The following is a 24,924-nucleotide window of genomic DNA, read 5'->3' as shown; positions in this document are numbered from 1 at the left end:
CAGCAGTGATCTCCACCTGCCTTTCATGACGTCAGCCCCTTCACGACTGCCGCACGCGCGGTCTCGATGTCGTTGACGTCCTTCGTCCGGCCGTCGAGGTTCCGGGTCGCGGTGGTGAGAGCGTCGGTCAGGGCGCCGCTGTCGGCGCCGCCGTCCTTCTTCCGCAGCTGGGCGATGAGTTCGTAGTCCTCGACGCCCTCCTTCAGCTGCTCCCAGCGGATGCTGGACATCGGGCCGTCCGTGCCCGGATAGACCAGGTACTCGTCGCCCTGCGTGAAGATGTGCACCGGCTGCTTGAAGGGATCACTGGTCCAGCTGTTGTACGACCAGCGCAGGAAACCGTCCAGATTCCGCTGGGCGGAGATCCAGGGCAGCATCCGCGACTCGACGGCGGGCGAGTAGGACAGCGTGTTGGGGTGGGCGGGCGAGCCGTACACGTAGAAGGTCGTGATCTGGCCGGCCTTGCGCCGTTCCTCCACCTTCTCCTTCGTCATCGCGTCGATGCCGCCCCAGTCGACGGACAGGTTGGACGCGACGCCTTCGGTGTTGATCGAACCTGCCACGGAGATGCGGTCGTCGAAGGCCGGCGCGACCTCGTGGACGAAGTTCTTGACGACCGTCATGGTGTCGATGGGCCGCTCGTCGAAGGACAGCCAGGTGTTGTTCAGCCAGCCCTTCGCCTTCAGGTGCTTCTCGAAGGCCGGAAGGAACGCTCCCCACGCCTGACGCCAGCGGTCGCCGCCCAGATCGACGTTCTCGTAGATGGTCTTGCCGGTGCTGGTGTCGGTGTAGGTGAGGTGCTCCTGGTCCTGGAAGGCCAGCATGGAGAAAGCGCCGATGTCGGGCCCGAGACCGGCGCGTCTGGCGGCCTGGACGTACTTGTCCCAGCGGCTGAAGTCGAAGGAGAACGTCTTTCCGTTCCAGGTCCAGCCCACCATGCTGGTGTACGGCGTGGCGGTCTGCGACTCCCGGGTGCCGAGCGACCACTGGTGGTGCCACGGGTTGTCGACGATGGTGGTGTTGATGACCTTCTGGCCGTGCGAGGCCAGGTCGCGGTCGTACGTGTCGATCAGCTTCCAGTGCTCGTCGGACCAGAGCTTGACGCCGTGGTTCTTGGCGATCGTCTCCGGCTGCGCCCACACGTCGAGGAAGAAGCGGTAGTCCTTCGGGTCGGGCACGCTCGCGTCGGCGACCTCGATGGTCAGCGGGTACGTGCTCTGGGTGCGGCCGTCGGCTTTGACCTTCACCGTGCCGGTGTAGGTGCCGGGCTTGGCCGCCTTGGGGATGTGGAAGGTGAACCACAGCGGCTGCGCGGCGTACGCGGGTACGTCCACCGAGGCCCCCTCCTCCAGCGGGTCGCCGACCACATCGGGGTTGCGGTCGCCGGACACCTCCTTGCCGGAGCTGACCTGGTCGATGGTGGCGGACCAGTCGACCTCGCTCTTGGAACGCTGCACGGGTACGTACTTGACGAACCGGACCTGGGTGCCGGCACCGGACAGCTTCGCGCCACCGGGCCCGGTGAGGTCGCCGACCACGGCGCTGACGTCGTCCAGGTTCTTGCCGGAGGCGATCGCCAGCTGCGCCGAGACCTGCTCGTTGCGGACGGCGGAGAGCTTCAGCTCCTTGGTGTCCTTGCCCTGGATGGGGGTCATCGGGTAGCGCGGGACCCGTTCTTCCGCGGAGCCGGCGAAGGAGCCGGTGGGGACCCAGGTGATGGTGTCCCTGGTGCCCATGGCGTCGGCGACCTTGACGGTCAGCCAGGTGGTGGTGGCCTTGGAACTGAGGCCGGTGCTGGAGGTCGCCGTACCGGTGACGGCGATCGCGGTGGTGCTCGCGGCCACGACGACGCCGGCGACGAAGCCGGCGGCGAGTGAGGACGTACGTGCCATGGGGCTGGGTTCCCTCTCTCACGGAGGTGCGGGGAGTGGTCCCGGGCGGAACCTCCAGGGGAGGGAGGCATGCCGGGGCGCGGGGATGGTCCCGGCAGGCCCCCAGGGGGAGGGGAGGCCTGCCGGGAAACCGGGGGGCTGGTGATACCGGCGTGTCAGGAGGTGACGGTGAATCCGCTGAAGACGGCTTCGATGTTCTCGCCGGGGTAGTTGACGTTGGCCGCGCTGGCGACCATCCCGGCGTCCTCGGTGCCGGCGGCCGACGGCACCTGGGCGGTGCCGACCTGCGACCAGGTCTGGCCGTCCTTGCTGGCGTACGCCGTGTAGGTGGCGCCGTCCCTGGTCAGCTTGAGGTACGCCGGGTGATAGGTGGCATTGCCGCCCGCCCAGGTGTCGAGCTTCCCGTCGCCGTCGCTGTCGGTCATGAACTCCAGGCCGTAGCTCTGGGTCATGACCAGCACCGCGTAACCGCCCTTCTCGGGTGCGGTCAGGTCGTTGGCGAGGGCGACGCCCGCCTTGCCGACCGGTGAGGCGCTGTTCTGGGAGACCAACCGGGCCTGCACGGTCGACTTCTCGCCGGCCGCGTCGTCGCGGTAGATGACGCCCTTCTCGTCCTTCCAGCCGGACAGGTCCTGGCCGCCCGCCCAGATGGCGAACTGGTCACCGGCCTGGGCGTATTGAGGGTCTTCGGAGGTGGTGTCGGTCGTCAGGTACGGCGCCTGCACACTGCCCGGCGCGGCCTTCACCTGCGCCTGCACGGTGTCGGACACCTTCGTCGAGCCCTTGGACCCGGTGTAGGTGGCGGTGCCGGTGAGGTCATGGCTGCCCCAACGGGCGTCCTCGGCCGGGGTCACCGTCCAGGTGGTGGTGAGGGTGGCGCCGTTCTTGAGGGAACTCGCGGTGGTCGGACCGGCCGACTTGGCGCTCCAGCCGTCGGGCAGGTCAAGGGCCGCCTTGACGCTCTTGATGGTCCCGGTGCTCCAGTTGGTCACGTCGGTGGTCACCTGGAACGGCTTGCCGGCGTCGGTGGCCGGGGCGTCCGGAGTGATCAGGACGGCGGCGGCCGGAGCGTCGTCACGCTTGAGCGCCTTGATGGCCTTGTCCGCGCCCTTGGCCTTGAGGTTGACGAAGGCCGGGGTGACGCCGAGCGGTGCCGCGTACCCCTTGAGGGTCTTCGGGCCGCGGATGACCGTGCCCTGGTTCACGTCGTACCAGGTGCCCGGCGGCAGATGGACGGAGCGGGTGGCGCCGGTGCTCAGCTTCGGCGCGGCGAGCACGGCCGGGCCGAGCATCCACTCGTCGGCGACCGTGTAACTCGGCTTGTCCTTCGGGAAGTCGAAGAACAGCGGCCGCATGATCGGATCGCCGGTCTTCAGGGTGCTCTGCACCTGGTCCCAGATGTACGGGGCGAGCTTCTCGTGCGTCCTGATCGCCTGCCGGTAGAGGTCGACCGTCTCCTGGTCGTAGTCCACCTTCTGCCCGGTGGTGGTGTCGTTGGTGTCCACGGGAGAGGTCGAGGCGTACATCAGCGGCATCAGCGAGGCGGACTGCGCCCACCGCACGAGCACGTTCTTCGACGGCGCGGGCTGGCCGCCGGAGCCGCCGATCATGTCGGACTCGACGAACGGATAGCCGATGGTGGAGATGGCCAGGTTCTGGGAGGCGGAGGCGCGCAGGGAGTCCCAGCCGGTGCCCTTGTCGACCTGGCGGGTGACGAAGCCGGCCTCGTGGGCCGTCTTGTTCCAGTGCACCCGGATACCGGCACCCTGGAGGTCGAACTCGTCGGCGAGCTGCGTTCCGAGCTTCTGGTAGTCCGTGACCTGCGAGCCCTCGCGCGGCGCGCACCTCTCGTCGAAGAAGCGGGTGTCGAACTTCAGCCCGTCGATGTCGTACGTGTCCATCAGGGACTTGAGGTTGCCCTCGTACCAGGCCTTGGCCTCGGGGTTGGCCAGGTCGATGATCCCCGCCTCGCCGTTCCACCAGGTCACGTCGCACGGCTTGGTCTTGTCCTCGGCGTCCATGAGCAGATAGCCGTGGTCGACCGCGTACTGGTAGTTGGCGGAGTCCAGGTTGATCCACAGGGTGACCCAGACGCCGAAGTCGAACCCCATGTCGTGGATCTTCTTGGAGAGTCCCTTGGGATCGGGGAAGGTCTTGGGATCCCAGGTCAGATTGCCGTAGTTCGACTCCCACTTGTCGTCGAGCTGGATGGTGTGCCCGTCCAGGCCGTTGTCGTGGAGGTCGGTGGCGTAGTCGAGCAGCTTCTCCTGGTCGACCTTGGTGTAGAACTGCGCCCAGGAGTTCCACAACGGCTTGGCGTACTGCTCGTACGGGGCGTCGGACTTGGTGGGCTTGCCGACGATGCCGATGTAGTCGCGGTAGACCTCCAGCGGGGTCGACTCGACGAACACGGTGGCCTTGTAGGTGTCGGGCGACTCGACGACGAAGCTGCCGAGACCGTCCTTGCCCTTGTTGAGCGCCACGTCCAGGACGTTCCCGGTGTCGACGCGCAGCCCCGTCGACTTCGAGGTGTACCAGAACGGATCGATCATGTGGTACGACGCCGGGCCGAAGGTCTCGTGGTCGACCTCACCGGCGTCGAGCGGCCAGGGCTGGTCGGTGCCGGGACCGCCCTGCGGGGTCTCCGCCTCGCCGTGGCCGTACCAGTGGCCGGCCGACGACAGGTCGTAGGCGAGGCCGAGTCGGTCGGGGCTGCCGCCCTCGACGTCCCAGTCCAGCTGGTAGCGGTCCGCTTCGGGGGTGAGGCGGGCTGTGACGGTGGCGCCGTCGAGCGTCGTGTCGGCGGTGAGCGTGAGGACACCGCTCTTCCAGGACCAGTCGGTGACCTGGGTGGCGTGCTGCCAGGCGCCGGCGGAGCGGAACCTCAGGGCTCCGGTGTCACCGCCGGCGGTGGCGAGCAGGGTGGTGCCGGTGCGTTCGGTGTCGAGGGCCAGTTCGTCGGTGGCCACCTCGACGCGGTAGCCGGGCGCGGACCGGGTGGCCGGTACGGACACGGTGACCGCGTCGGCGGTTCGGGTCACTCTCGGCGTGGCGGCCGTCGCGGGGGTGGCGGCCGTGTCCGCCAGGGCGGGTGACGTGGTGAGTTCGGTGACGGGTGAGAGGAGCGTCAGAGTCAGAGCTGCGGCAAGTAGTGCGGCGCGTCTGGACGGATGTGAGCGCACTCGGGTCCTCCTGCGGACAGGACCGGGCAGGGCCGTGACGTCTACATGAAATCTCATGCAATATTTTGCTTGATTGCGCTCATATTCCAGCGCCAAACGACACCTGTCAACATGCTTCGCTCATTCCTGACTCAGGATCAGCGTCCGCCGGGACCCTTCGAGTTGTTGGTGCGGACACCATGGGGCTCTCGTCAGGAAATGTCCGCCCATGTAACCGACTCGTCACGCGGCCACCTCTTGACAGCCACCACGATCCGTTGAGCATCATGGTTTTTCGTGCTTGAAAAGAGCAGGTTTCGAGCACAAATGAACATTCACTCGCACGGACAGCTGGTGGCACGAACAGAAGGTGGTACCCCGTGAGACGGAACCCTGTCGGCATCTGCGCAGCTCTGACCCTGACCCTGGTCCTCGCCGGCTGCGGCAAAGGGGGTTCGGCCGGCGGCGACGACTCCAGCGGAAAGACGATCAGGTTCGTGGCGGCGAAGTACGACGACGGCACCCAGCCCTACTGGGAAGACCTGATCAAGGACTTCGAGGCCAGGAACCCCGGCTACAAGGTGAACCTGGAGGTCGTCGACTGGGAGCAGATGGACTCCAAGGTCAAGACATACATCCAGACCAAACAGCAGCCCGACGTCCTCAACTACAACAAGTTCTCCGACTTCGCGCGGGACGGCCTGGTGTACAGCGCGCGGGAGGCCGTCTCCCCGCAGGTCCTCGGAGACTTCCTGCCGGTCTTCGCCGACAACGCGAAGTACAAGGACGTCCAGTACGGCCTGCCGTTCATCTCCAGCGCGCGGCTGTTCTTCTACAACAAGGACATCTTCGCCAAGGCCGGGATCTCCCAGCCGCCGTCGAGCTGGGCCGAGGTGGAGGCCGACGCCAAGAAGATCAAGAAGGTCGGTGGCGGCGGAGCGAAGTACATCCCGCTGGGCCTGCCGCTCGGCCCGGAGGAGGCCCAGGCGGAGTTCTCCATCTGGGCGATGAACAACGGCGGCGGCTGGGTGGACGGCTCCGGGAACTGGGCCATCGACCAGCCCGCCAACATCAGGACGCTGGACTACCTGCGGAAGCTGACCAGGGCGGGTCTGACCCAGCCGAACCCCGAGACGACCAACCGCAAGGACGTCTTCAACCAGTTCGCCCAGGGAAAGATCGGGATGATCAACGGCGCCGTCTTCATGCGCAAGGGCTTCATCGACCCCGTCGCCAAGAAGCTGGACTACGGCGTCGCGGCGCTGCCGAGCGAGGACGGCGGCACGCACCACACGCTGGGCGTGCAGGACTACCTGGTGGCCTTCAAGAAGGACGGCGGCAAGAACCGCACCTCCGTCAACAAGTTCCTCGACTTCGTGTACCAGAAGGACAACGCCTCCAAGTTCCTCTCCACCGAGGGGTTCCTGTCGGTCACCAAGTCGGCAGGTGAGGCCCTGAGTTCGGACGCCGCCTACTACAAGCCCTTCGTCGACGCGCTGGACAACGCCGAGTTCGCGCCCACCGACAACCCGCGCTGGGTGGCGGTCGACGGTGCCGTCAAGCAGCGGATCGGCACGGCGGTCTCGAGCGGCGATCCCGAGAAGGTGCTGGCCGAGATCCAGAAGACCGCAGAGAAGAACGGCTGACCGGGGTGGCCGTGCAGGAAGTCACCGTGCCCGCCGCCAGAACCCGGGACCGCACCCCCGCGGTACCGCGGCGTCCGTCGCGCCCGCGCCGGGTGCTGCGCGCGCTGGAGCCGCTGCTGTGGCTCGGTCCGGCGCTCGTGCTGATCCTGGCCGTGGTCGTGTGGCCCGTCGTCGAGATGATCCGTACGTCACTGACCGACGTCAGCTCGACCGGGCTGAGCCTCGGTTTCGCGGGCGGCCGCAACTACACCGACCTGTTCGCCGAGGCGGATCTGCCGGGTGTGCTGCTGCGCACGCTCGTGTGGGTCGTCGGCGTGGTCGCCGTCACGGTCGTGGTCTCGCTGGGCCTCGCGCAACTGCTCAATTCCCGCTTCCCGGGGCGGCGGCTGGTGCGCTGGGCGCTGATCGTGCCCTGGGCCGCCTCTGTGTTGATGACGGCCCTGATCTGGCGCTGGATGCTCAACAACTTCTACGGCGTGGTCAACCGCGTGCTCATGGACGTGGGGTTGCTGGACGCGCCGGTGAACTGGCTGGCCCATCCGGCCCAGGCGTTCGCGGCGATGATGGCCGTGGCCGTCTTCGTCTCGGTGCCGTTCACCACGTTCGTCGTGCTCGCCGGACTCCAGACCATCCCGACGGAGGTGTACGAGGCCGCCCGCATGGACGGAGCGGGCCCGCTGCGCTGCTACGTCGCGATGACCCTGCCGCTGCTGCGTCCCGCGTTGCTGGTCGGCGCGATCATCAACGTCATCAACGTCTTCAACTCCTTCCCCGTCATCTGGGCGATGACCCGTGGCGGACCCGGCTTCTCCACCGACACGACGACCACGTTCATGTACAAACTCGCCTTCGACAACCAGGCCGTCGGTGAGTCGGCCGCCATGGCCGTCGTGAACTTCGCGCTCATCCTCCTGCTGGTTCTGGTGTATCTGCGGGTCGTCCGCTGGCGAGAGGAGGTCCGCTGATGGCGGCCTCAACTGCCCGGCGGTTGCCGGGGCTGCGCGTCGTACTGCTGACCGCGGTGGGCTGGACCGTGGCGCTGGTGTTCCTCGCGCCCTATCTGCAGATGCTGTTGACGGCGCTGAAGCCGACGGCGGAGCTGATGAAGTCGCCGCCGTCGTACCTGCCGTCGCGGTGGGAGTGGTCGAACTTCGCCGACGTCTGGTCGCTGAAGGACCCACCGGTCTCCGGTGCCCTGGGGTTCTCGCTGTACGTCGCCGGGATGTCGACGCTGCTGGCGTTGGCCGTCGGGCTGCCCGCCGCCTACTACACGGCCCGCCACCGGTTCCGGGGCCGTGGCGGCTTCCTGCTGCTGGTTCTGGTCACCCAGATGTTCGCGCCGACCGCGCTGCTGGTCGGCATCTACCGGGAGATGGTCAGCCTCGACCTGACCGACACGGGCGAGGCGCTGATCCTCGTCAACGCCGCCTTCAACCTGCCGTTCTGCATCTGGATCCTCAACGCCTACTTCACGAGCATCCCCAAGGAACTGGAGGAGGCGGCGTACATGGACGGCGCCGGCCGGCTGGGCGCGCTGTTCCGGGTCACCCTGCCGCTGGCGCTGCCCGGCGTGGTGACCGCGCTGGTCTACACCTTCATCGGGGCGTGGAACGAGTACGTGGTGGCGCTCACCATCACCTCCTCGTCCGACCGGACGACGCTGACCAAGGCCATCCCCGGCTTCGTCACGGCGTACCAGGAGCGATGGCAGTACCTCTTCGCCACCTCGCTGATCGCCATCGTGCCGGTGGTGATCCTGTTCGTCCTGGTGGAGCGCCACCTGGTCAGCGGCCTGACCGCCGGCGGGGTCAAGGGCTGAACGCCGTGCCTCCACCAGGTCCTGTCGTCACGTTCCCGTCGTCGCCCGCGAGGCGGACGGGAAGGTGTCGACAGGACCTAGGCCCGGATGATCTCCACTCCGGCCGCGGCGAACGGGTCGGTGAGTGCGGCGGGCGCGTTCTTGTCCGTCACCAGCACCTGGATGTCCTCCACCGGGCAGATCCGGGCGAAGGCGCGCCTGGCGAGTTTGGAGCTGTCGGCCACGACGACGACCTGCTGGGCGCGCCGCGCCAGAGCCCGGTTGATGCTGGCCTCACCCTCGTGGTGGGCGGTCGCCCCGCGGGTCACGTCGATGGCGTCCACGCCGATGAAGACATGGTCGAGGGTGATCTGCGAGAGCAGTTCGGTGGCGAGCGGCCCGATCAGTTCGTACGAGGCCGGGCGGGCCACGCCTCCGGTCAGGACGAGCTTCACATGACGTCGTACGACCAGCTCGTTGGCGATGTTCAGCGCGTTGGTGACGATCGTCAGCGTGATCTCGCTGCCGCCCGATCCCAGGTCGGCCCGGGTGGCCAGGGCCCGGGCCACCTCGGTCGTGGTGGTGCCGCCGTTGAGGCCCACCACGGCTCCGGCCTTGACCAGGCTCGCCGCGGCGTGGGCGATGCGCTCCTTCTCCGGGGCGTTGCGGGCGGCCTTGTACCGCAGGGGCAGGTCGTAGGCGATCGCGTTGACCATGGCGCCGCCGTGCGTGCGGGTGACCATCTGCTGGCGTGCGAGCTCGTCGAGGTCGCGCCGGATGGTGGCGGCGGAGACCCCCAGCTCGGCCGCGGCGGCCTCCACCTCGATCCGTCCTTCGCGCGCCAGCATCTCCAGCAGCGCACTCCACCGGACCTGCGGTGCCGCCATCGGCCGCCCCCTCGTTGTCGTCCGCGCTCATGAAACCACGAGTCGGTGTGCCAGGTTCTCTGTGAAGTGGCGTCCCATTATGCATTTTATTATGAAGAAACAAGCAATTTCGCGCAACGGCGTACAGGAAACGTCAGCTTCCCGGCGCTCTCCCGGCTTTCAGACGCACACGGAAAGGGCGCCTGCCCCGTGGACGAACGGGTCAGGCGCCCCTTCCCGAAGGGCCGTTTCGGCTACGGCACCCGCAGGCCCGTGGTCATGACCGGTCACTCTCGTGTCCGGAGGCATCGAACGCGTCGCGTTGCCCGGTCTCCTCCTTCTGGTCCAGCTGCAGGATCTCGGGGTGGTGCAGTTCGAAGGCGGGGGATTCCGAGCGGATGCGGGGCAGCGCCACGAAGTTGTGGCGGGGCGGTGGACAGGAGGTGGCCCACTCCAGGGAACGGCCGTAGCCCCAGGGGTCGTCGACCTCGACGCGCTCGCCGTACTTGGCGGTCTTCCACACGTTGTAGAGGAAGGGCAGCGTCGACAGGCCCAGCAGGAAGGCGCCGATGGAGGAGACGGTGTTGAGGGCGGTGAAGCCGTCGGCGGCGAGGTAGTCGGCGTAGCGGCGGGGCATGCCCTCGGCGCCGAGCCAGTGCTGCACCAGGAACGTGGTGTGGAAGCCGACGAACAGGGTCCAGAAGTGGATCTTCTCCAGACGCATGTCGAGCATGGTGCCGGTCATCTTCGGCCACCAGAAGCTGAATCCGCCGAACATGGCGAAGACGATCGTGCCGAACAGCACGTAGTGGAAGTGCGCGACCACGAAGTAGGTGTCGGTCACGTGCCAGTCCAGCGGCGGGGAGCCGAGGATGACGCCGGTCAGGCCGCCGAAGAGGAACGTCACCAGGAAGCCGGCCGCCCACAGCATCGGTGGCTCGAACGACAGCGAGCCTCTCCACATGGTGCCGATCCAGTTGAAGAACTTCACCCCGGTCGGCACCGCGATCAGATAGGTCATGAAGGAGAAGAAGGGCAGCAGCACCGCTCCGGTGGCGAACATGTGGTGGGCCCACACCACGACGGACAGCCCGGTGATGGTGATCGTCGCTCCCACCAGTCCCACGTAGCCGAAGATCGGCTTCCGGGCGAAGACCGGGATGATCTCCGAGATCACGCCGAAGAACGGCAGCGCCAGGATGTAGACCTCCGGATGACCGAAGAACCAGAACAGGTGCTGCCACAGGAGCGCGCCCCCGTACTGGGCGTCGAAGACGTGCGCGCCGAACTTGCGGTCCGCCTCCAGCACCAGCAGGGCGGCGGCCAGGACGGGGAACGCCAGCAGCACCAGCACCGAGGTGAGCAGCACGTTCCAGGTGAAGATCGGCATCCGGAACATGGTCATGCCGGGGGCACGCATGCAGATGATGGTGGTGATGAAGTTGACCGCGCCGAGGATGGTGCCGAATCCGGCCAGCGCCAGCCCCATGATCCACAGGTCGCCGCCGATGTAACCGGCCCGGATCGGACCACTCAGCGGGGTGTACGCGGTCCAGCCGAAGTCGGCGGCGCCCTGCGGGGTGAGGAAGCTGCCCAGCACGATCAGCCCGCCGAACAGGAACAGCCAGTACGACAGCATGTTCAGCCTCGGGAACGCCACGTCCGGCGAGCCGATCTGCAAGGGCATGATCGCGTTGGTGAATCCGGCGAAGGTCGGGGTCGCGAACAGCAGCAGCATGATCGTGCCGTGCATGGTGAACGCCTGGTTGTACTGCTCGCTGGAGACCACCTGGAGCCCGGGGCGGGCGAGTTCCGCCCGCATCACCATCGCCAGCGCACCGCCGATCAGGAAGAACCCGAACGAGGTGATCAGGTAGAGGTGCCCGATCTTCTTGTGGTCCGTCGTCGTGGCCCAGGAGACGATCACCTGTCCCCTGGTCCGCCGCGCCGCAGGTACGGGAGCAATCGGTTCAGTCACTGCTGCCATCGCATGTCCTCACCAGATGAACAAAAGGGACTTCGAGTACTTTCCGCTCACGATGGCGTATCAGCGGAGTCACGCCCGCTCGCCACGCCCCTTCCGAGACCCATGGCGCGCTGTGTTCCCCGACTGTCCCGACCTACTCCTGGCGGTCGGCGGCGAGCGCGTGCGGCGGGACCGGAAGGGCCGCCGCCGCCAGGCGTCCGGGCATGTCCGACGGCTCAGAGGCGGAGTTGCCGTTGCATCCAGTCCGCGGCGGCCCGGCGGAACCGTCTCCGGTTGTCCGCGCGCAGGAAGTCGTGGCCCTCGTCGCGCAGGGTCAGGAGCTCGGCTGGCAGACCCCGCTCACGCGCGGCCCGTACGAACTGCTCGGACTCCCCCGGCGGCACGTTGGTGTCGTGCTCACCGTGCACGGCGAGCAGCGGAACCCGCAGCGCGTCGATCCGGCTCATCGGTGACAGGGCGTGCAGCAGCTCGCGGTCGTGCTCGGGGTGGCCGTACTTGTGCGCGGCCGACTCCGCGATCCAGGGCTCCGTACCGGCGAAGAAGGTCAGGAAGTCGGACATCCCGCACACGGCGACCCCGGTGCGGAACAGATCCGGGTGCCACACGAGAGAGGCGAACACCAGATAGCCGCCGTAGGAGCGGCCCATGACCGCCAGCCGGGTCGGGTCCGCGAGGCCGGCCGCCACCACGTGGGCCGCGCAGTCCGCCACGTCGTCCAGCGCGGCGAAGCGGCCGGCGCCCAGGTCGGCGTCCACGAACGACCTGCCGTGCCCCGAGGAGCCGCGGACATCGGGCGCGAAGACGTCCAGTCCACGTCCGAGCAACTCGTGGTACAGCGGGTTGAACACCGGGCGTTCCTGCTCCTCGGGGCCACCGTGCAGGTGGATCACGCAGGGGGCCGGCTCGTCGGCGGCGCGGCCCGGCGCCCTGTAGTACCAACCGCTCAGGGGCAGCCCGTCCCGGGCGCCGAGACGCAGGGGGACGGGGCGTACGGGTGGGCGGCCCGGCGGGACGGCGTCCTGGTCCCGGGAGGACCACGGGGTGCGGAGGAGCGACACGCCCTCGTGGGCCCACCACACGCCCGGCCGGCGTTGCGACCCCGACAGCGCGAGCAGCAGGCGTCCCGGGCCGGCCGCCACGACGCGCGTCACGACCTCGTGGGGCAGGGGAACCGGCCGCGCCGGCCCGGTGTCGTCCGGGGTCCGGCGGGTTTTCGGAAAGGTCTCGACGAGTTCGAGTTCGCTCGCGCCCTGCGCGTTCCACGCCAGCGCGGCCGTGCGACCGTCCTGCGCCAACGTCAGGAGTTCGAGGTCGCTGCCCTCGCGCTCGCTCACGACCGACACGCCGTGCGGCCCGCCGTCGGCGCCGAGAGCGACGGCGAACAGCGCGGCGTACTCCCGGTCGGCGTTGCTGCGCAGCCACAGCGTCCGCGCGTCGGAGGAGAACCGGCCGATCCACGGATCGCCGTCGGCGACGGGCACGGTGCACGTCGTCGCCGAGTCGGCCGTGCGCCGGACCACCGCCTCCCGCCGGCCGCGCGGCCCCCGGCGCAGCAGCGCGAGCCCGCCGTCGCGGCTCAGATCGCAGACGCGGAGGGTGGCGGCGTGCGTTTCGGTGGCGAGCAGAGCGGGGGACACCAGGCCGTCGGGGTCGATCAGATAGGCCGACAGACCACCGTCGGACCCGGCCTGCGCCGCGGTGAGCGCCGCCGTGGCCTCGGCCGGCGTCACTCCCGGCCGACGCCACGACTCCTGCTCCGGAGTCGGCTCCGGTTCGGACCAGGGCCGTGTCCACGCTCCCGTCAGCAGTTCCGCCTGTGTCTGTGTCCGCGTCAGTGCCGGGCGCAGACGCGCGTCGTACGGTGCTTCGCCGAGGAGGGTCGGGTGACCGTCACGGTCGGCCCAGTCGGCCGGCGGGCGAGTGCCGTACCCGTGGCCGCCGGCCGGGCCGGGGTCCGCCGGGGCGTGTCCCGCCCCGACTCGCGAGGTGCGGGCGGCCGGTGGGGCGACGGTGACGGCGACGGCGGAGCCGTCGTGCGCCCAGCAGCCCAGGTAGGCGGTGCTGTCGGGGTCGGCGCCGGCCAGGGCGCGGCGGCCGGTGCCGTCGGGCCGCACGCACAGCACGCGGGAGTGCTCGCCGCCGCCCGGCGCGGTGGTGTAGGCGATCCAGCGGCCGTCCGGCGACCAGGACACCTCGGTGACCGGGTCCGGGGCGGAGTCCAGCAGCCTGACCTCGTCACCGTCCACGGGTCCGGCCCACAGTTGGGGAACTCCGGAGCGGTCACAGATGAACGCCACCTGTGTGCCGTCGGGGTTGGCGGAGGGATACCAGCAGCCGTGCGCGTGCAGCCTGGTCACGGCGTCACGCGCGCCCGCCGCCTCGGGCAGATGCAGCAGAGACGGGGCGGCGGAACAGGTGGCGTCGCTGACGTCCGCCGGCCGGGCAGCCGGCTGCCGCCCGTCCATCCGGGTCTCCTGGGCGGGACCGGCTGCCCCGGGGTGCGCGACGACGGCCGGCTGGGCGGGTGCCTCCCCGTGCGGGGCCCGCGCCGTCGGCTCACGCCGGGGCGTCTTCGAGCGGGGGGCCCGCGCCGTCGGCTCGCCGGTCACTTGATTCCGTGCGTCTGCAGCCATATCTCCAGCAGCGCCACCTGCCACAGGGCGTTGGCCCCGCGCCTGGTCCGGTGGTCGTCGGGCGCCGCGAGCAGCTCGGCCACGTACGACTCCCGGAACAGTCCGCGCTGTTGTGCCTCAGGGGCCGTGAGCGCCTCGCGCACGCGTTGCAGGACGGGACCCGCCATGTGCTTGATGGCCGGCACCGGGAAGTAGCCCTTGGGACGGTCGACGACCTCACGGGGCAGGATCTTGCGGCCCACCTGCTTCAGTACGCCCTTGCCGTCGTCGGCCAGTTTGAGTTCCGGCGGGCAGGCGGCGGCCAGCTCCACCAGTTCGTGGTCGAGGAACGGCACCCGGCCCTCCAGGCCCCACGCCATGGTCATGTTGTCCACCCGCTTGACGGGGTCGTCGACGAGCATGACGTGCGTGTCCAGCCGCAACGCCGCGTCCAGCGCGGTCTGCGCCCCGGGCGCCGCCATGTGCTCCCGGACGAAGCGGCCCGAGACGTCGTGCTCGGGCAGCATGTGGGGCTGCAGGACCCGGGCGAGGTCGGTGTGCGACCGGTCGAAGTACGTCTCGGCGTACCGCTCCGGCTCCTCCTCGCGGGAGACCTCGGCCAGTCGCGGGTACCAGTGGTAGCCGGCGAACACCTCGTCGGCGCCCTGCCCGCTCTGCACGACCTTCACGTCCTTGGACACCTGCTCGGACAGCAGGTAGAAGGCGACCACGTCGTGGCTGATCATCGGTTCGCTCATCGCCGCGACGGCCCCGTCCAGCGCCGTGGACACCCGGTCGGAGGGCACCATCAGCCGGCGGTGGTCGGTGTCGAACCGCCTGGCGACCAGGTCGGAGTACCGGAACTCGTCGCCCTCCTCGCCGCCCTCCGACTCGAATCCCACGCTGAACGTCATCAGGTCCTGCGAGCCTTCCTCCGCCAGCAGGGCGACGATCAGGCTGGAGTCCAGGCCGCCTGAGAGCAGGACTCCGACCGGAACGTCGGAGACCGTCCGACGGCGTACGGCCGTGCGCAGCGCCTCGAGCACCGCGTCCCGCCACTCGTCCGCGCCCATGTCGGCGTACTCGGCCCGGCGCGTGTAGGAAGGCTGCCAGTAGCGGTGGTCGTGCCGGCTGCCGTCGGGCTCGACGACCCGCACGGTGGCGGGCGGAAGCTTGCGTACGCCGTTGAGGACGGTCCGCGGCGGTGCCACCGTGGCGTGCCAGCTCAGGTACTGGTGGACCGCCACCGGATCGAGTGAGGTGTCCACGTCTCCGGCCGCGAGGAGGGCCGGCAGCGAGGAGGCGAACCGGAGCCGGCCCGGAGTCTCCGCCAGGTAGAGCGGTTTGATGCCGAGCCGGTCACGGGCCAGCACCACACGGCCGGTCCGGTGCTCGACGAGAGCGAAGGCGAACATGCCGTGGAAATGCTCGACGCAGGCGGTTCCCCACTGCTGGTAGGCCTTCAACACGACCTCGGTGTCGGACGTCGACGCGAAGCGGTGACCGAGAGCGCCGAGTTCCTCGCGCAGTTCCCGGTAGTTGTACACGCAGCCGTTGAAGACGCCGGTGATCTCGCCCGCGGCGTCGGTCATCGGCTGTGCTCCGAGGTCCGACAGGTCGATGATCTTCAGTCGCCGATGTCCCAGCGCCACGGCGCCGCGCGTCCAGATTCCCCGGCCGTCGGGCCCACGGGCGGCGAGCGTGTCCCCCATGCGCTCGACGGCCCCGAGGTCGGGGCGACGGCCGTCGAAGCGGATCTCCCCGCTCAGACCGCACATGACGGGCCGCCTCCCTTCCGTACACCGTCGTCGGCGCGCCGGTACGGGGGTGCCGCGTCGCGCCTGCCGGCTACGGCCTGGATGCTGCTGGACATGACGGGATCTCTCCTGAGCTCGTAGGTGGGGGACGGACGGCGTGGGGGTGCCGCGGACGGGGCGGACGGGTCTGCGGCGTCCGCGGATCGGGATGACACCGGGCCGCACGGAGCCGCGCGGTGGGCGCACGCTCCGGCTGCCGCGAACCGGCGCCGCATGTTCGCGGCGCGTGCGCGGTGCGCTGGTCCCATGACGTTCACCGGCGGATCAGCGTCCGATGGCCTCCGGTGATCCGGAGCCGAGGGGCGGGCGGCGTGCCCCGCCCGTGGGGGAAGACCGCGGGTCGCTGGGGACGGCGGCGGTCCGGCCGGGGTTTCTGCGTTCGCCCCGGGTCTCGGCGATCAGCATGTCGACGCAGGCCAGCAGGTCCTCGTCGTGTGCCGTACGGCGCATGCGGCGGGCGGCGCTGCCGTCGGCGAGGGCGGCCTCGGTGAGCGCGTGGACGGTCTGCCAGTCGCCGTGGGCTTCGAGGGCCGGGCGCAGCCGGGCGAGGAGCCTGGCCACGACCTGCGACGCGGCTGCTTCGCGGCGGGTCTCGGGATCCACCAGGGTGCCTTCGAGACCGGACCGGGCGGCCCGCCAGGAGGCCCCGCGCAACCACTCGTGGTGCCCCTCGCAGCCGGGGGCACCGGGCGCCCGCAGCCGCTCGCAGGCATCGCTGACCAGGGCGCGGAAGAGTCCGGCGACGAGCACGACGGTCTCCGCTCGCGGGCAGGCGTCGCAGATGCGCAGTTCGAGTGTCTGCAGGTGCGCGGAGGGGCGGACGTCGTAGTAGATCATTCCCGCGTCGCTGATGATCCCGGCCCGGACGAGGTCCCGCACAGCGGTGTCGTACTCGGCCGCGTCGGCGAAGCAGCCGATCGGGCCGGCGGTGGGCCAGCGCTGCCACAGCAGGGTGCGCCAGCTCGCGTATCCGGTGTCGGAGCCCTGCCAGAACGGTGAGCTGGCGGACAGCGCGAGCAGGACCGGCAGCCAGGGAGAGACCGCGCACATGACGCGTACCGCCGTGTCGCGGTCGGGTATGTCCACGTGGATCTGGCCACCGCAGATCAGCTGCTCGTCGGCGACCTTGCGGTATTCCTCGACCATGTGCCGGTAGCGGGCGTCGGCGGTGGGAGGCACGGCGGCGGCGGGTGCCAGTGGTGCCGTACCGGCGGCCACCACCGCGAGCCCGAGTGAGGAGGCCGCCGTGTCCAGCAGCCGCCTCGTCCTGGCCAGGTCCGTGTACAGGTCGTGCAGGGAGCTGTGCACCCCGCTGTTGGCCTCCACGGTGGACCGGTGCAGTTCGGCCGTGAAGGTCTGCGGAGAGAGTCTTCGCAGGATCTGGCCTGCGCGTGGCACGAGCACTCCGCTTTCCACCTCCAGGACGTGGAACTCCTCCTCCACTCCGATACGCATGCTCACGGTCGCTCCTCGAGGTGTGACCAGAACGCCTGTCCCCGTCCCAGGGTCTCTCACCGGGGCGGACACGGCAGCTTGTGACGGTTTGCGTGTGCCCGGGGCATTGATCCTCAAGCATCATTTTGCTCTTTTGAAACAGATGCATCTCCGATGAGCGCACGGGAGCGGCGTGGCCCGAGGTGGGGGGCCCGCTTTCGGTCGCGGGCAAGCCGACTACCCCGTATCCCGGAGGCCTCACAGGGGCGGGACCGGTCCGCCGCCGTCCGCCGACTCGCTCCGGCCCTTCGCCCGGCGCCCGATCCCCGGCCGACCGGCACGCGGCACCAGCTCTGGGTGACGCTGCCCGGCGGGCTGCACGGCGCCGTCGCGCCGGTGGACCGGCGTGGCTCCGGCGACGGGCATGGTCCGTCTGGTGCACGTCCCGGAGGGCAGCGTCGCCGAAGGAGTGCTCGTCAGCCACCCGGTGGTTGAGGAGGCCGGCCCCTCCCCGCCCCTCTCACGCCGTACGGCACCCTGCCCGCAACCGTCTCGCAACGTTCCGTCTGATGACCTGGTCACCGGCCCGCCGATGGGCCGGTGACCAGGTTTTCGACGACGTGTGGGGACGGTTGGCATGCACGAGGAACCGGCGCGCCCCGAGCAGGCGGACGCTCCGCTCACCGACGTCGACGAGGTCCCCCGCGTGGAGTTCACCCCCGGCGCCGCCCGTCTGGTCCGCCGGCTGAGTGAGGCGCACGGTCCGCTGATGTTCCACCAGTCCGGCGGCTGCTGCGACGGCAGCGCGCCCATGTGCTACCCCGAGGGCGAGTTCCGCACCGGCGGCTCCGACGTGCTGCTCGCGGAACTCGACGTCGAGGGGGTGGCGAGGCCGGTGGGGTTCTGGATGTCGAGGAGCCAGTACGAGGTGTGGAGTCACACCCGGCTGATCGTCGACGTGGTCGAGGGCCGGGGCAGCGGTTTCTCCCTCGAAGCACCCGAGGGGGTGCGTTTCCTCACCCGTTCGCGGGTCGTTGGCGGCTGACCGTCCCGCCGGACTCCGCCGTCTGCTGCACTCTCCCTGAGTTCCCTGTTTCCTGGGACAGTTGACGAGACATCAGGGGGAGTCGTGACGCGTCGTCAGATTCGATCGGGTGTGGGCGGATCGGTACTGACCTTCTTGGCGGCCTTCGGCACGCTGGCCGGCGTGGGCCTGGCCGGGGCGGCACCGGCCGGCGCCGCACAGGGCGCGGTCGGGATCGCGCCGGGTGTCTCCTACCGGCAGTTCGACCTCGCGGCGGCCAAGGGCCCGACGCACGCGCATGTGCTGAGCCTCGACCTGCGCGATCCGCGCGTGAGCGTCGATCTGCTGTACCCGGGGACGGTCGCCGCACGGGCCACCGTCTCCCGGCTGGCGGACGCGCGAGGCGCGGTGGCCGGAGTGAACGGCGACTTCTTCAACATCACCGAGACCCAGCACCCGGGCGTCGAGGCCACCGGAGCCTCCGTGGGGCCGGCGATCGCGAGCGGTCACGTGCTGAAGGCGGCGGTGCCGGACGGCCAGCGCTTCGGACCCGAACTGCCGCCCGGCACCACGACCAGGAACGTGATCGGCGTGGGCACCGACCGCAGGGCTCGTCCGGACAGTCTGGCCCTCGTCGGCTCCGTCACCGCCGCCGGGGAGCGGTTGCCGCTCGGCGGGCTCAACCAGTACGCGCTGCCGGTGGGGTCGGTCGGCGCGTTCACCTCGCGGTGGGGCACCGCCTCCCGTGTCCGTGCCACCTGCGGCACGGACACGGACCGGGCCGCCGCCTGCAGCACGGACACGTACGAGGTGACGGTCCGCGGCGGCCGGGTCGTGTCCGCCGCCGGCACACCGGGCCGTGGTCCCATCGCCTCCGGCACGACGGTGCTCGTCGGCCGGGAGGCGGGAGCGCAACGGCTGCGGAAGTACTTCACCGGCCAGGCGGTGAAGGTGCGGCACCGGCTCGTGGCGTCCGCGTCCCGGAAGCCGTACCGCTTCGCGCTCGGCGGCTATCCGGTGCTCAGGGACGGACATCCGCTGCCCGGTCTGGACGGCACGACCTCGGCCGTGCGGACCGCCGTGGGCGTCGCGGACGGCGGGCGCCGTCTGCTGCTGTTCGCGGTGGACGGGGCGCCCGCCCACCGAAGCGGCCTGACGATCGCCGAAGTGGCGGACTTCATGCGGACGTTGGGTTCGACCGACGCATTCAGCCTGGACGGCGGCGGTTCGACGACGCTGGTCGCCCGCGCGCCGGGCGCGACCACCGTCTCGGTGCGCAACCATCCCAGCGGCGGCGCGGAACGTCCCGTCCCGAACGGCATCGGGGTCTTCTCCACACCCTGAGACCGCGTGCGGTCACGGTCTCAGGCCGCTGACGATGTCCGCCGTCGCCGTGAGGCCGCTGTAGATCGTCGGGGCGATGCTCGATCCGGCCAGGTAGAAGCCGAGCAGCCCGCACACCAGGGCGTGGGAGACCTTCAGCCCGCCGCTGCGCAGGAAGATCACCGCCAGGATCAGGAGCAGCAGCACCACAGAGATGGAAATGGCCATCGTCAACCTCCTCCGCCACGTCCGCTTCGCGGCGTTCGGCCGCAAGTGTGACGTAGCGGAGGGTTCGTCCGGGCTGCTGACCTGTCCTCCGAACGTGTGGTGTCTGCGCGTTACCGGTGGGCGTCCAGGAACGCCTCCAGTCCGGCGAGGTCGTCGGTGTTGATGTGGTCGACGTCGGCGGCGAGCAGTTCGGCCCACACCGCGTCCCGGGCGGGGCCCGGAACCTCGGGGGTGGCCCACAGCCGGACGCGCTGCCCGCGCCGGTGCGCGGCCCGGACGATGTCGCGCAGCTTCCGCCGCTCGGCGTCGGGGAAGGCGCCCTCGCCCCGCCAGGTGAAGTTGAGCGTCCAGTTGTCGGAGATCAGCGGGACGAAGGAGGCCGGGGCGGAGGTGCCGAGGTCGCTGAGACGGCCGTCGTAGAAGGCCCGGCGCACGGTCTGGGCCTCCATCGGCATCCGGGCCGCCCGGTCGCCGGAGATGACGGCGGTGACCGGGCCCTGGTGGACCCGGCCGTGGGCGTACGTCGTGAACAGGTGCCGGTAGCGCGTGAGGTGGCGGTCGAGTTCGAGGTACGTCGACGAGCCCTCGGTCTTGATGTCGATGAGCAGTTGCAGGGGTCTGCGGTAACCCCGGTAGATGGCACCGTGGTTGGCCTTGACGCGGGCCGCGAGCGGGGCGAGGTAGAGGGATTCGAGGGTGCGGCCCGGGTCGAGGTCGACCGGGTCGTGGGCGACGAGGAGCTGGTCGCCGACGAGGTGGATGTCGGCCTCGACGCTGCCGAAGCGGTGGTCGAGGGCGTCGAACAGGGGCCGCGGGTGCTCGTAGTCGTTGTGGGCGTGGGCGCGCCACAACGGCCGTGCGCTGTGCTTCTGTTCGCCTGCCACCGCGCGCGTGGCGGGCAGGGCGACCGTGCCCGCGATGGCTGCGCCGAGGGTGCTGAGGGCTCTGCAGCGGGTGGTGAGGGCCATGCTCTGCCTCCCTGGTAGGGCCGTGGGGAACCTCAGCGAGTATGCGATCCACCAGGGCCCAGGAAGCAGTGCTGTGCGGGGAGTTGTCCGGTCTGCCGCCACGAGTTCACTTCGCCCGCGCGGGGCACACGAAAAGGCCCGCCCCAGATGGGGCGGGCTTCTCGCGGGCGTTGCCCGGGTGTACGTCAGGGGGCTTGGAGGTCGACCATCTCGGCCAGTTCGGCACGGTGGGCGCCCGCCGTGCCGTAGGCGATCGAGTCGGCCTTGGCCCGCTTCAGGTACAGGTGGGCGGGGTGCTCCCAGGTCATGCCGATGCCGCCGTGCAGTTGGACGGCCTCCTCGGCGGCGTGGACGGCGACGGACGCCGCGTACGCCTGGGCGACGGCGACCGCGACGTCGGCGTCCTCTCCCCTGGTGAGCGCGTCCGCGGCGTTGCGGGCGGCCGCGCGCAGGTTGACGACCTCGAGCCACAGCTGCGCGAGCCGGTGCTTGAGCGCCTGGAAACCGCCCACGGGCCGGTTGAACTGCTTGCGTTCCTTCAGGTAGCGGACGGTCTCCGTCAACGTCCAGTCGGCGAGGCCCAGTTGCTCGGCGGCGAGTAGTCCGGCCCCGGCCCGCAACGCCCGTCGTACGGCGGGTTCGGCATCGCCGAGCCGACGGGCGCGCGCCCCGTCGAACGTGACGGTCGCGAGTGGCCGGGTCAGGTCCAGGGAGATCTGCGGGGTGACGGTCACGGCGTCCGCGCCGACCGCGTACAGTCCGCCGTCCTCGGCCGGCACCAGCAGCACGTCGGCCGCGGCCGCGTCGGCGATTCCGGACAACTTGCCGCGCAGGAGCCCGTCTTCGTGCCGTACGGTCCGGTAGGCGCCGCCCGGGGCGACGTTGAGGGCGACGGCGAGGGCGCCGATCTTCCGGCCGGACGCCAGCTCGGCGAGGAGGTCCTCGGCCTCGCACGCCAGCAGCGCCTCGGTGGCCACGACGGCACTCGTCAGGTAGGGCACCGGGGCGACGGCGCGGCCCAGTTCCTCCAGGACGACGGCGGCTTCGCGGTGGGTGGCTCCCTGGCCGCCGAGCGCCTCGGGCACCAGCAGGCCGGCCAGGCCCATGGCCTCGGCGAGCGCCTTCCACAGCGACAGGTCGTGCGGGGCGTCCGACTCGGTGCGGGCGATCACGCCGGCCGCGTCGCAGTGGTCGCCGAGCAGGTCGCGGACGGCGGCGCGGAGGGCCTCTTCCTCCTCGGAGTAGAGCAGGTCGGGCTGTGTGCTCATCGGGCGAGGTCCTTCCAGGCGACGTCCTTGTCGGTGCGCGGCTCGGCGGGCAGGCCCAGGACGCGTTCGGCGACGATGTTCAGCAGGACCTCGTTGGTCCCGCCCTCGATGCTGTTGCCCTTCGAGCGGAGGTAGCGGTAGCCGGCGTCCCGGCCGGTGAAGTCCACGAACTCCGGTCGGCGCAGGGTCCAGTCGTCGTACAACAGGCCCTCCTCGCCGAGGAGTTCGACCTCCAGGCCGCTGATCTCCTGGTTGAGGCGGGCGAACGCGAGCTTCATCCCGGAGCCCTCGTAGCCGGGCTGGCCGGCGACGAGCTGCTGGCGCAGCCGTTCCCCGGTGAGGCGGGCGACCTCGGCCTCGACCCAGAGCCCGAGCAGTCGCTGGTGCAGCTCGTGGGTGCGCAGGTCGGGGCGTTCGCGCCAGGTCCGGGAAACCGGGCCGATCATGCCGCCCTCACGCGGCAGACGCATGCCGCCGATCGAGACGCGTTCATTCATGAGCGTGGTCTGGGCGACCCGCCAGCCGTTGCCGACTGCTCCGAGGCGGCGCGAGTCCGGGATCCGGACGTCGGTCAGGAAGACCTCGTTGAACTCGGCCTCGCCGGTGATCTGCCGGAGCGGACGCACCTCGACGCCGGGGTCGGTCATGTCGCAGACGAAGTACGTGATGCCCTGGTGCTTGGGCACGTCCGGGTCGGTACGGGCGATGAGGATGGCCCAGCGCGCGACATGGGCGCTGGACGTCCACACCTTCTGCCCGTTGACGACCCAGTCGTCGCCTTCGCGGACGGCCCGCGTGCCGAGCGCGGCCAGGTCGGATCCGGCGCCCGGCTCGCTGAAGAGCTGGCACCAGACCTCCTCCCCCAGCCACAGGGGCCGCAGGAACCGCCGCTTCTGCTCCTCCGTGCCGAACTCGAGGATCGTCGGCGCGGCCATGCCGAGACCGATGCCGATCCGCCGGGGGTCGTTGTCCGGGGCGCCCGCGGCCTCGAGTTCGGCGTCCACGACGGCCTGCAGGGAGCGCGGGGCACCGAGTCCGCCGAGGCCCTCGGGGTAGTGCACCCACGCCAGACCGGCGTCGAAGCGGGCCGCGAGGAAGTCCGGCGCGGCGGTTTCCGCAGGGGGGTGCGCGGCCAGCAACTCCCTTGTGCGGCGGCGCTGTTCGTCGGCGTCGGTCATGCGGTGGCTCCGTTCTCCAGTGCGGGCAGCACGGTGACGCGGCCGGTGGTGACGCCGTCACCGACGCGCTGGACGGCGTCCGCGGCACCGCTCAGCGGCACGCGTTCGCTCACCAGCGGTTTGATCGCGCCCCGGGCGGCCAGCTCGGTGAGCTGTTCGTGGCAGTGCTGGATCAGCTTCGGGTTCTTCGAGGCATACAGGCCCCAGTGCAGGCCGAGGATCGCGTAGTTCTTCACCAGGGCGTGGTTGAGGCCCGGGCTGGGGATCGTGCCGCTCGCGAAGCCGACGACCACGATGCGGCCCTCGAAGGCGACGACCTTGGCGGACTGGGTGTAGGCGTCGCCGCCGACCGGGTCGTAGATCACGTCGGCGCCCCGGCCGCCGGTGGCCTCCCGCACGGCGGCGACGACGTCCTCGCTCCGCCGGTCGATCACCACGTCACAGCCCAGCTCGCGGGCGACGGCGGCCTTGTCGGCGCCGCCCACCACGCCGATGACCCGGGCGCCCGCCGCCTTGCCGAGCTGCACGGCCGCGCTGCCGACCCCTCCGGCGGCGGCGTGGACGAGCAGGGTCTCGCCGGCCTCCAGCCGGGCCCGCCGGTGCAGGCCGAACCAGCCGGTCTGGTAGCCGATGTGCAGCGCGGCGGCCTCGGCGTCGTCCAGCGAGTCGGGCGCGGGCAGCAGGGCGGCGGCGTCCGCGACGGCGTACTCGGCGAAACCGCCGTGGGGCAGCGCGGGGTTGGCGATCACCCGGCGTCCGTCCGGGGTCTCGCCGCAGATCTCCACGCCCGGCGTGAACGGCAGCGGGGGCCTGACCTGGTACTGGCCCCGGCACATCAGCACGTCGGGGAAGTTGATGTTCGCGGCCCGCACCCGCAGCAGGACCTGGCCGTCGCCGGGCACCGGCTGTGCCACGTCCGCGAGGCGCATCACCTCACTCGGCTCGCCGTTCTCGTGCACTTGCCATGCCTGCATGGGGGGCCTCCACGGGACTGCTTCGTCTGACCGGGCTCGATCGCATACTAAGCGGTCGCTTGCCCATCAGGGAACAGCCGGAGCCCGTCGGAGTCGGTCGACGTCAGTCGTCTTCGCCACGTTGACGGTGCCGGGCCCGTACGTGCATCCGCTCCCCCTGCGGCCCGAACAGGCTCAGGAACTCCGCCGGCCCCTCCCCCGTCGACCCGAACCAGTGCGGCACCCGCGTGTCGAACTCGGCCGCCTCCCCGGCCGTCAGCACCACGTCGTGCTCGCCCAGCACGAGCCGCAGCCGACCGGACAGCACGTACAGCCACTCGTAGCCCTCGTGGGTCCGCGGTTCCGGTTTCTCGTTCCGCTGCGGCTCCAGCACCTTGAACGCCTGGAGACCGCCGGGCTGACGGGTGAGCGGCCAGTGGGTGCGCCCGTACCGCACGATCGGCTCGCCGCGCACCCGCGGATCGCGCACCGGCGGGGCGCCCACCAGTTCGTCCAGCGCCACCTCGTGGGCGCGCGCGATCGGCAGCAGCAACTCCAGGCTGGGCCTGCGCAGGCCCGACTCCAGCCGGGAGAGCGTGCTCACCGAGATCCCGGTCGCCTCGGACAGCCCGGCCAGCGTCGCCCCCCGCTCCTTGCGGATCCGCCGCAGCCGCGGGCCGACCTCCGCGAGCACCTCGTCCGTGTCGTCACTCATGTCGCCATTGCAGTTTCGGCAAAGACGTTTGTCAACACGGCAGGAGTGGGCGAC

At 70.3% G+C, this 24,924-nt stretch carries 20 protein-coding genes; 6 read left to right on the top strand and 14 right to left on the bottom strand.

Annotated elements, in window-relative coordinates; all coding sequences use genetic code 11:
• Positions 1 to 23: 23 nt before the first annotated feature.
• Entirely contained in the window at positions 24 to 1,892 is a 1,869-nt protein-coding gene (locus OG985_RS38700; RefSeq protein WP_371673037.1) for a glycoside hydrolase domain-containing protein, read from the bottom strand.
• Between the two features lie 155 nt (positions 1,893 to 2,047).
• Entirely contained in the window at positions 2,048 to 5,074 is a 3,027-nt protein-coding gene (locus OG985_RS38695; protein ID WP_371673036.1) for a TIM-barrel domain-containing protein, read from the bottom strand.
• A gap of 359 nt (positions 5,075 to 5,433) precedes the next feature.
• Here OG985_RS38695 and OG985_RS38690 point away from each other — a divergent pair, with 359 nt between their 5' ends.
• From OG985_RS38690 to OG985_RS38680, 3 genes are read left to right on the top strand one after another with little or no spacing between them, the layout of a single operon-like run.
• On the top strand, positions 5,434 to 6,699 hold the full coding sequence (locus tag OG985_RS38690; protein WP_371673035.1) for an extracellular solute-binding protein: 1,266 nt from the start codon (positions 5,434 to 5,436) through the stop codon (positions 6,697 to 6,699).
• 26 nt (positions 6,700 to 6,725) lie between these two features.
• Positions 6,726 to 7,664 carry a carbohydrate ABC transporter permease gene (locus tag OG985_RS38685; protein ID WP_371673034.1) on the top strand — a complete coding sequence of 313 codons (939 nt, stop codon included), beginning with the start codon at positions 6,726 to 6,728 and terminating at the stop codon, positions 7,662 to 7,664.
• Complete coding sequence (locus tag OG985_RS38680) at positions 7,664 to 8,518, top strand: carbohydrate ABC transporter permease (protein WP_371673033.1); 855 nt, start codon at positions 7,664 to 7,666, stop codon at positions 8,516 to 8,518. The genes OG985_RS38685 and OG985_RS38680 overlap by 1 nt, the downstream gene beginning before the upstream one ends.
• Before the next feature lie 77 nt (positions 8,519 to 8,595).
• Here the strand turns inward: OG985_RS38680 and OG985_RS38675 are convergent, their stop codons facing one another.
• The 6 genes from OG985_RS38675 to OG985_RS38650 all read right to left on the bottom strand — a co-directional run bounded on the left by OG985_RS38675 (position 8,596) and on the right by OG985_RS38650 (position 17,639).
• Entirely contained in the window at positions 8,596 to 9,384 is a 789-nt protein-coding gene (locus OG985_RS38675) for a DeoR/GlpR family DNA-binding transcription regulator (protein ID WP_371673032.1), read from the bottom strand.
• Positions 9,385 to 9,640: 256 nt separating this feature from the next.
• Complete coding sequence (ctaD, locus tag OG985_RS38670) at positions 9,641 to 11,350, bottom strand: cytochrome c oxidase subunit I (protein WP_371673031.1); 1,710 nt, start codon at positions 11,348 to 11,350, stop codon at positions 9,641 to 9,643.
• 215 nt (positions 11,351 to 11,565) lie between these two features.
• The gene (locus OG985_RS38665) at positions 11,566 to 13,983 is read right to left on the bottom strand and encodes a prolyl oligopeptidase family serine peptidase (RefSeq protein ID WP_371673030.1); all 2,418 of its coding nucleotides are present in this window, start codon (positions 13,981 to 13,983) and stop codon (positions 11,566 to 11,568) included.
• Positions 13,956 to 15,740, bottom strand: a complete 1,785-nt coding sequence (locus OG985_RS38660; protein ID WP_371673029.1) for an N-acetylglutaminylglutamine amidotransferase — start codon at positions 15,738 to 15,740, stop codon at positions 13,956 to 13,958. The genes OG985_RS38665 and OG985_RS38660 overlap by 28 nt, the downstream gene beginning before the upstream one ends.
• 303 nt (positions 15,741 to 16,043) lie before the next feature.
• The gene (locus tag OG985_RS38655) at positions 16,044 to 17,234 is read right to left on the bottom strand and encodes a glutamate--cysteine ligase (RefSeq protein ID WP_371674615.1); all 1,191 of its coding nucleotides are present in this window, start codon (positions 17,232 to 17,234) and stop codon (positions 16,044 to 16,046) included.
• Positions 17,235 to 17,471: 237 nt separating this feature from the next.
• Positions 17,472 to 17,639 (bottom strand): hypothetical protein, encoded by a 168-nt coding sequence (locus OG985_RS38650; protein ID WP_371674723.1) that lies wholly within the window; start codon positions 17,637 to 17,639, stop codon positions 17,472 to 17,474.
• On the opposite strand from OG985_RS38650, the gene OG985_RS38645 reads away from it, so the two are divergent.
• From OG985_RS38645 to OG985_RS38635, 3 genes are all read left to right on the top strand, one after another.
• Positions 17,577 to 17,708, top strand: coding sequence for a hypothetical protein (locus tag OG985_RS38645; protein WP_371674614.1), 132 nt, complete (start codon positions 17,577 to 17,579; stop codon positions 17,706 to 17,708). The genes OG985_RS38650 and OG985_RS38645 overlap by 63 nt on opposite strands.
• A 142-nt stretch (positions 17,709 to 17,850) precedes the next feature.
• Complete coding sequence (locus tag OG985_RS38640) at positions 17,851 to 18,258, top strand: DUF779 domain-containing protein (protein WP_371673028.1); 408 nt, start codon at positions 17,851 to 17,853, stop codon at positions 18,256 to 18,258.
• Between the two features lie 84 nt (positions 18,259 to 18,342).
• Positions 18,343 to 19,581: a phosphodiester glycosidase family protein gene (locus OG985_RS38635; RefSeq protein ID WP_371673027.1), complete on the top strand. Its 1,239-nt coding sequence runs from the start codon at positions 18,343 to 18,345 to the stop codon at positions 19,579 to 19,581.
• A 12-nt stretch (positions 19,582 to 19,593) separates the two neighbouring features.
• On the opposite strand, the gene OG985_RS38630 is transcribed toward OG985_RS38635, so the two are convergent.
• The 6 genes from OG985_RS38630 to OG985_RS38605 form a co-directional block, all read right to left on the bottom strand.
• Positions 19,594 to 19,788 carry a hypothetical protein gene (locus tag OG985_RS38630; RefSeq protein ID WP_371673026.1) on the bottom strand — a complete coding sequence of 65 codons (195 nt, stop codon included), beginning with the start codon at positions 19,786 to 19,788 and terminating at the stop codon, positions 19,594 to 19,596.
• Between the two features lie 110 nt (positions 19,789 to 19,898).
• On the bottom strand, positions 19,899 to 20,756 hold the full coding sequence (locus OG985_RS38625) for a phosphatidylinositol-specific phospholipase C/glycerophosphodiester phosphodiesterase family protein (protein ID WP_371673025.1): 858 nt from the start codon (positions 20,754 to 20,756) through the stop codon (positions 19,899 to 19,901).
• Positions 20,757 to 20,941: 185 nt separating this feature from the next.
• Positions 20,942 to 22,024, bottom strand: coding sequence for an acyl-CoA dehydrogenase family protein (locus tag OG985_RS38620; RefSeq protein ID WP_371673024.1), 1,083 nt, complete (start codon positions 22,022 to 22,024; stop codon positions 20,942 to 20,944).
• On the bottom strand, positions 22,021 to 23,202 hold the full coding sequence (locus OG985_RS38615) for an acyl-CoA dehydrogenase family protein (protein WP_371673023.1): 1,182 nt from the start codon (positions 23,200 to 23,202) through the stop codon (positions 22,021 to 22,023). The genes OG985_RS38620 and OG985_RS38615 overlap by 4 nt, the downstream gene beginning before the upstream one ends.
• Entirely contained in the window at positions 23,199 to 24,176 is a 978-nt protein-coding gene (locus tag OG985_RS38610; RefSeq protein ID WP_371673022.1) for an NADPH:quinone oxidoreductase family protein, read from the bottom strand. Before OG985_RS38610 ends, OG985_RS38615 begins: the two co-directional genes overlap by 4 nt.
• A gap of 103 nt (positions 24,177 to 24,279) precedes the next feature.
• Complete coding sequence (locus OG985_RS38605; RefSeq protein ID WP_371673021.1) at positions 24,280 to 24,870, bottom strand: helix-turn-helix domain-containing protein; 591 nt, start codon at positions 24,868 to 24,870, stop codon at positions 24,280 to 24,282.
• Positions 24,871 to 24,924: the final 54 nt, after the last annotated feature.

The organism is Streptomyces sp. NBC_00289, from assembly GCF_041435115.1.
Taxonomy (GTDB): domain Bacteria; phylum Actinomycetota; class Actinomycetes; order Streptomycetales; family Streptomycetaceae; genus Streptomyces.
The sequence above is the reverse complement of the archived record's forward strand: the minus strand, read 5'-3'. Positions and strand labels throughout refer to the sequence as shown.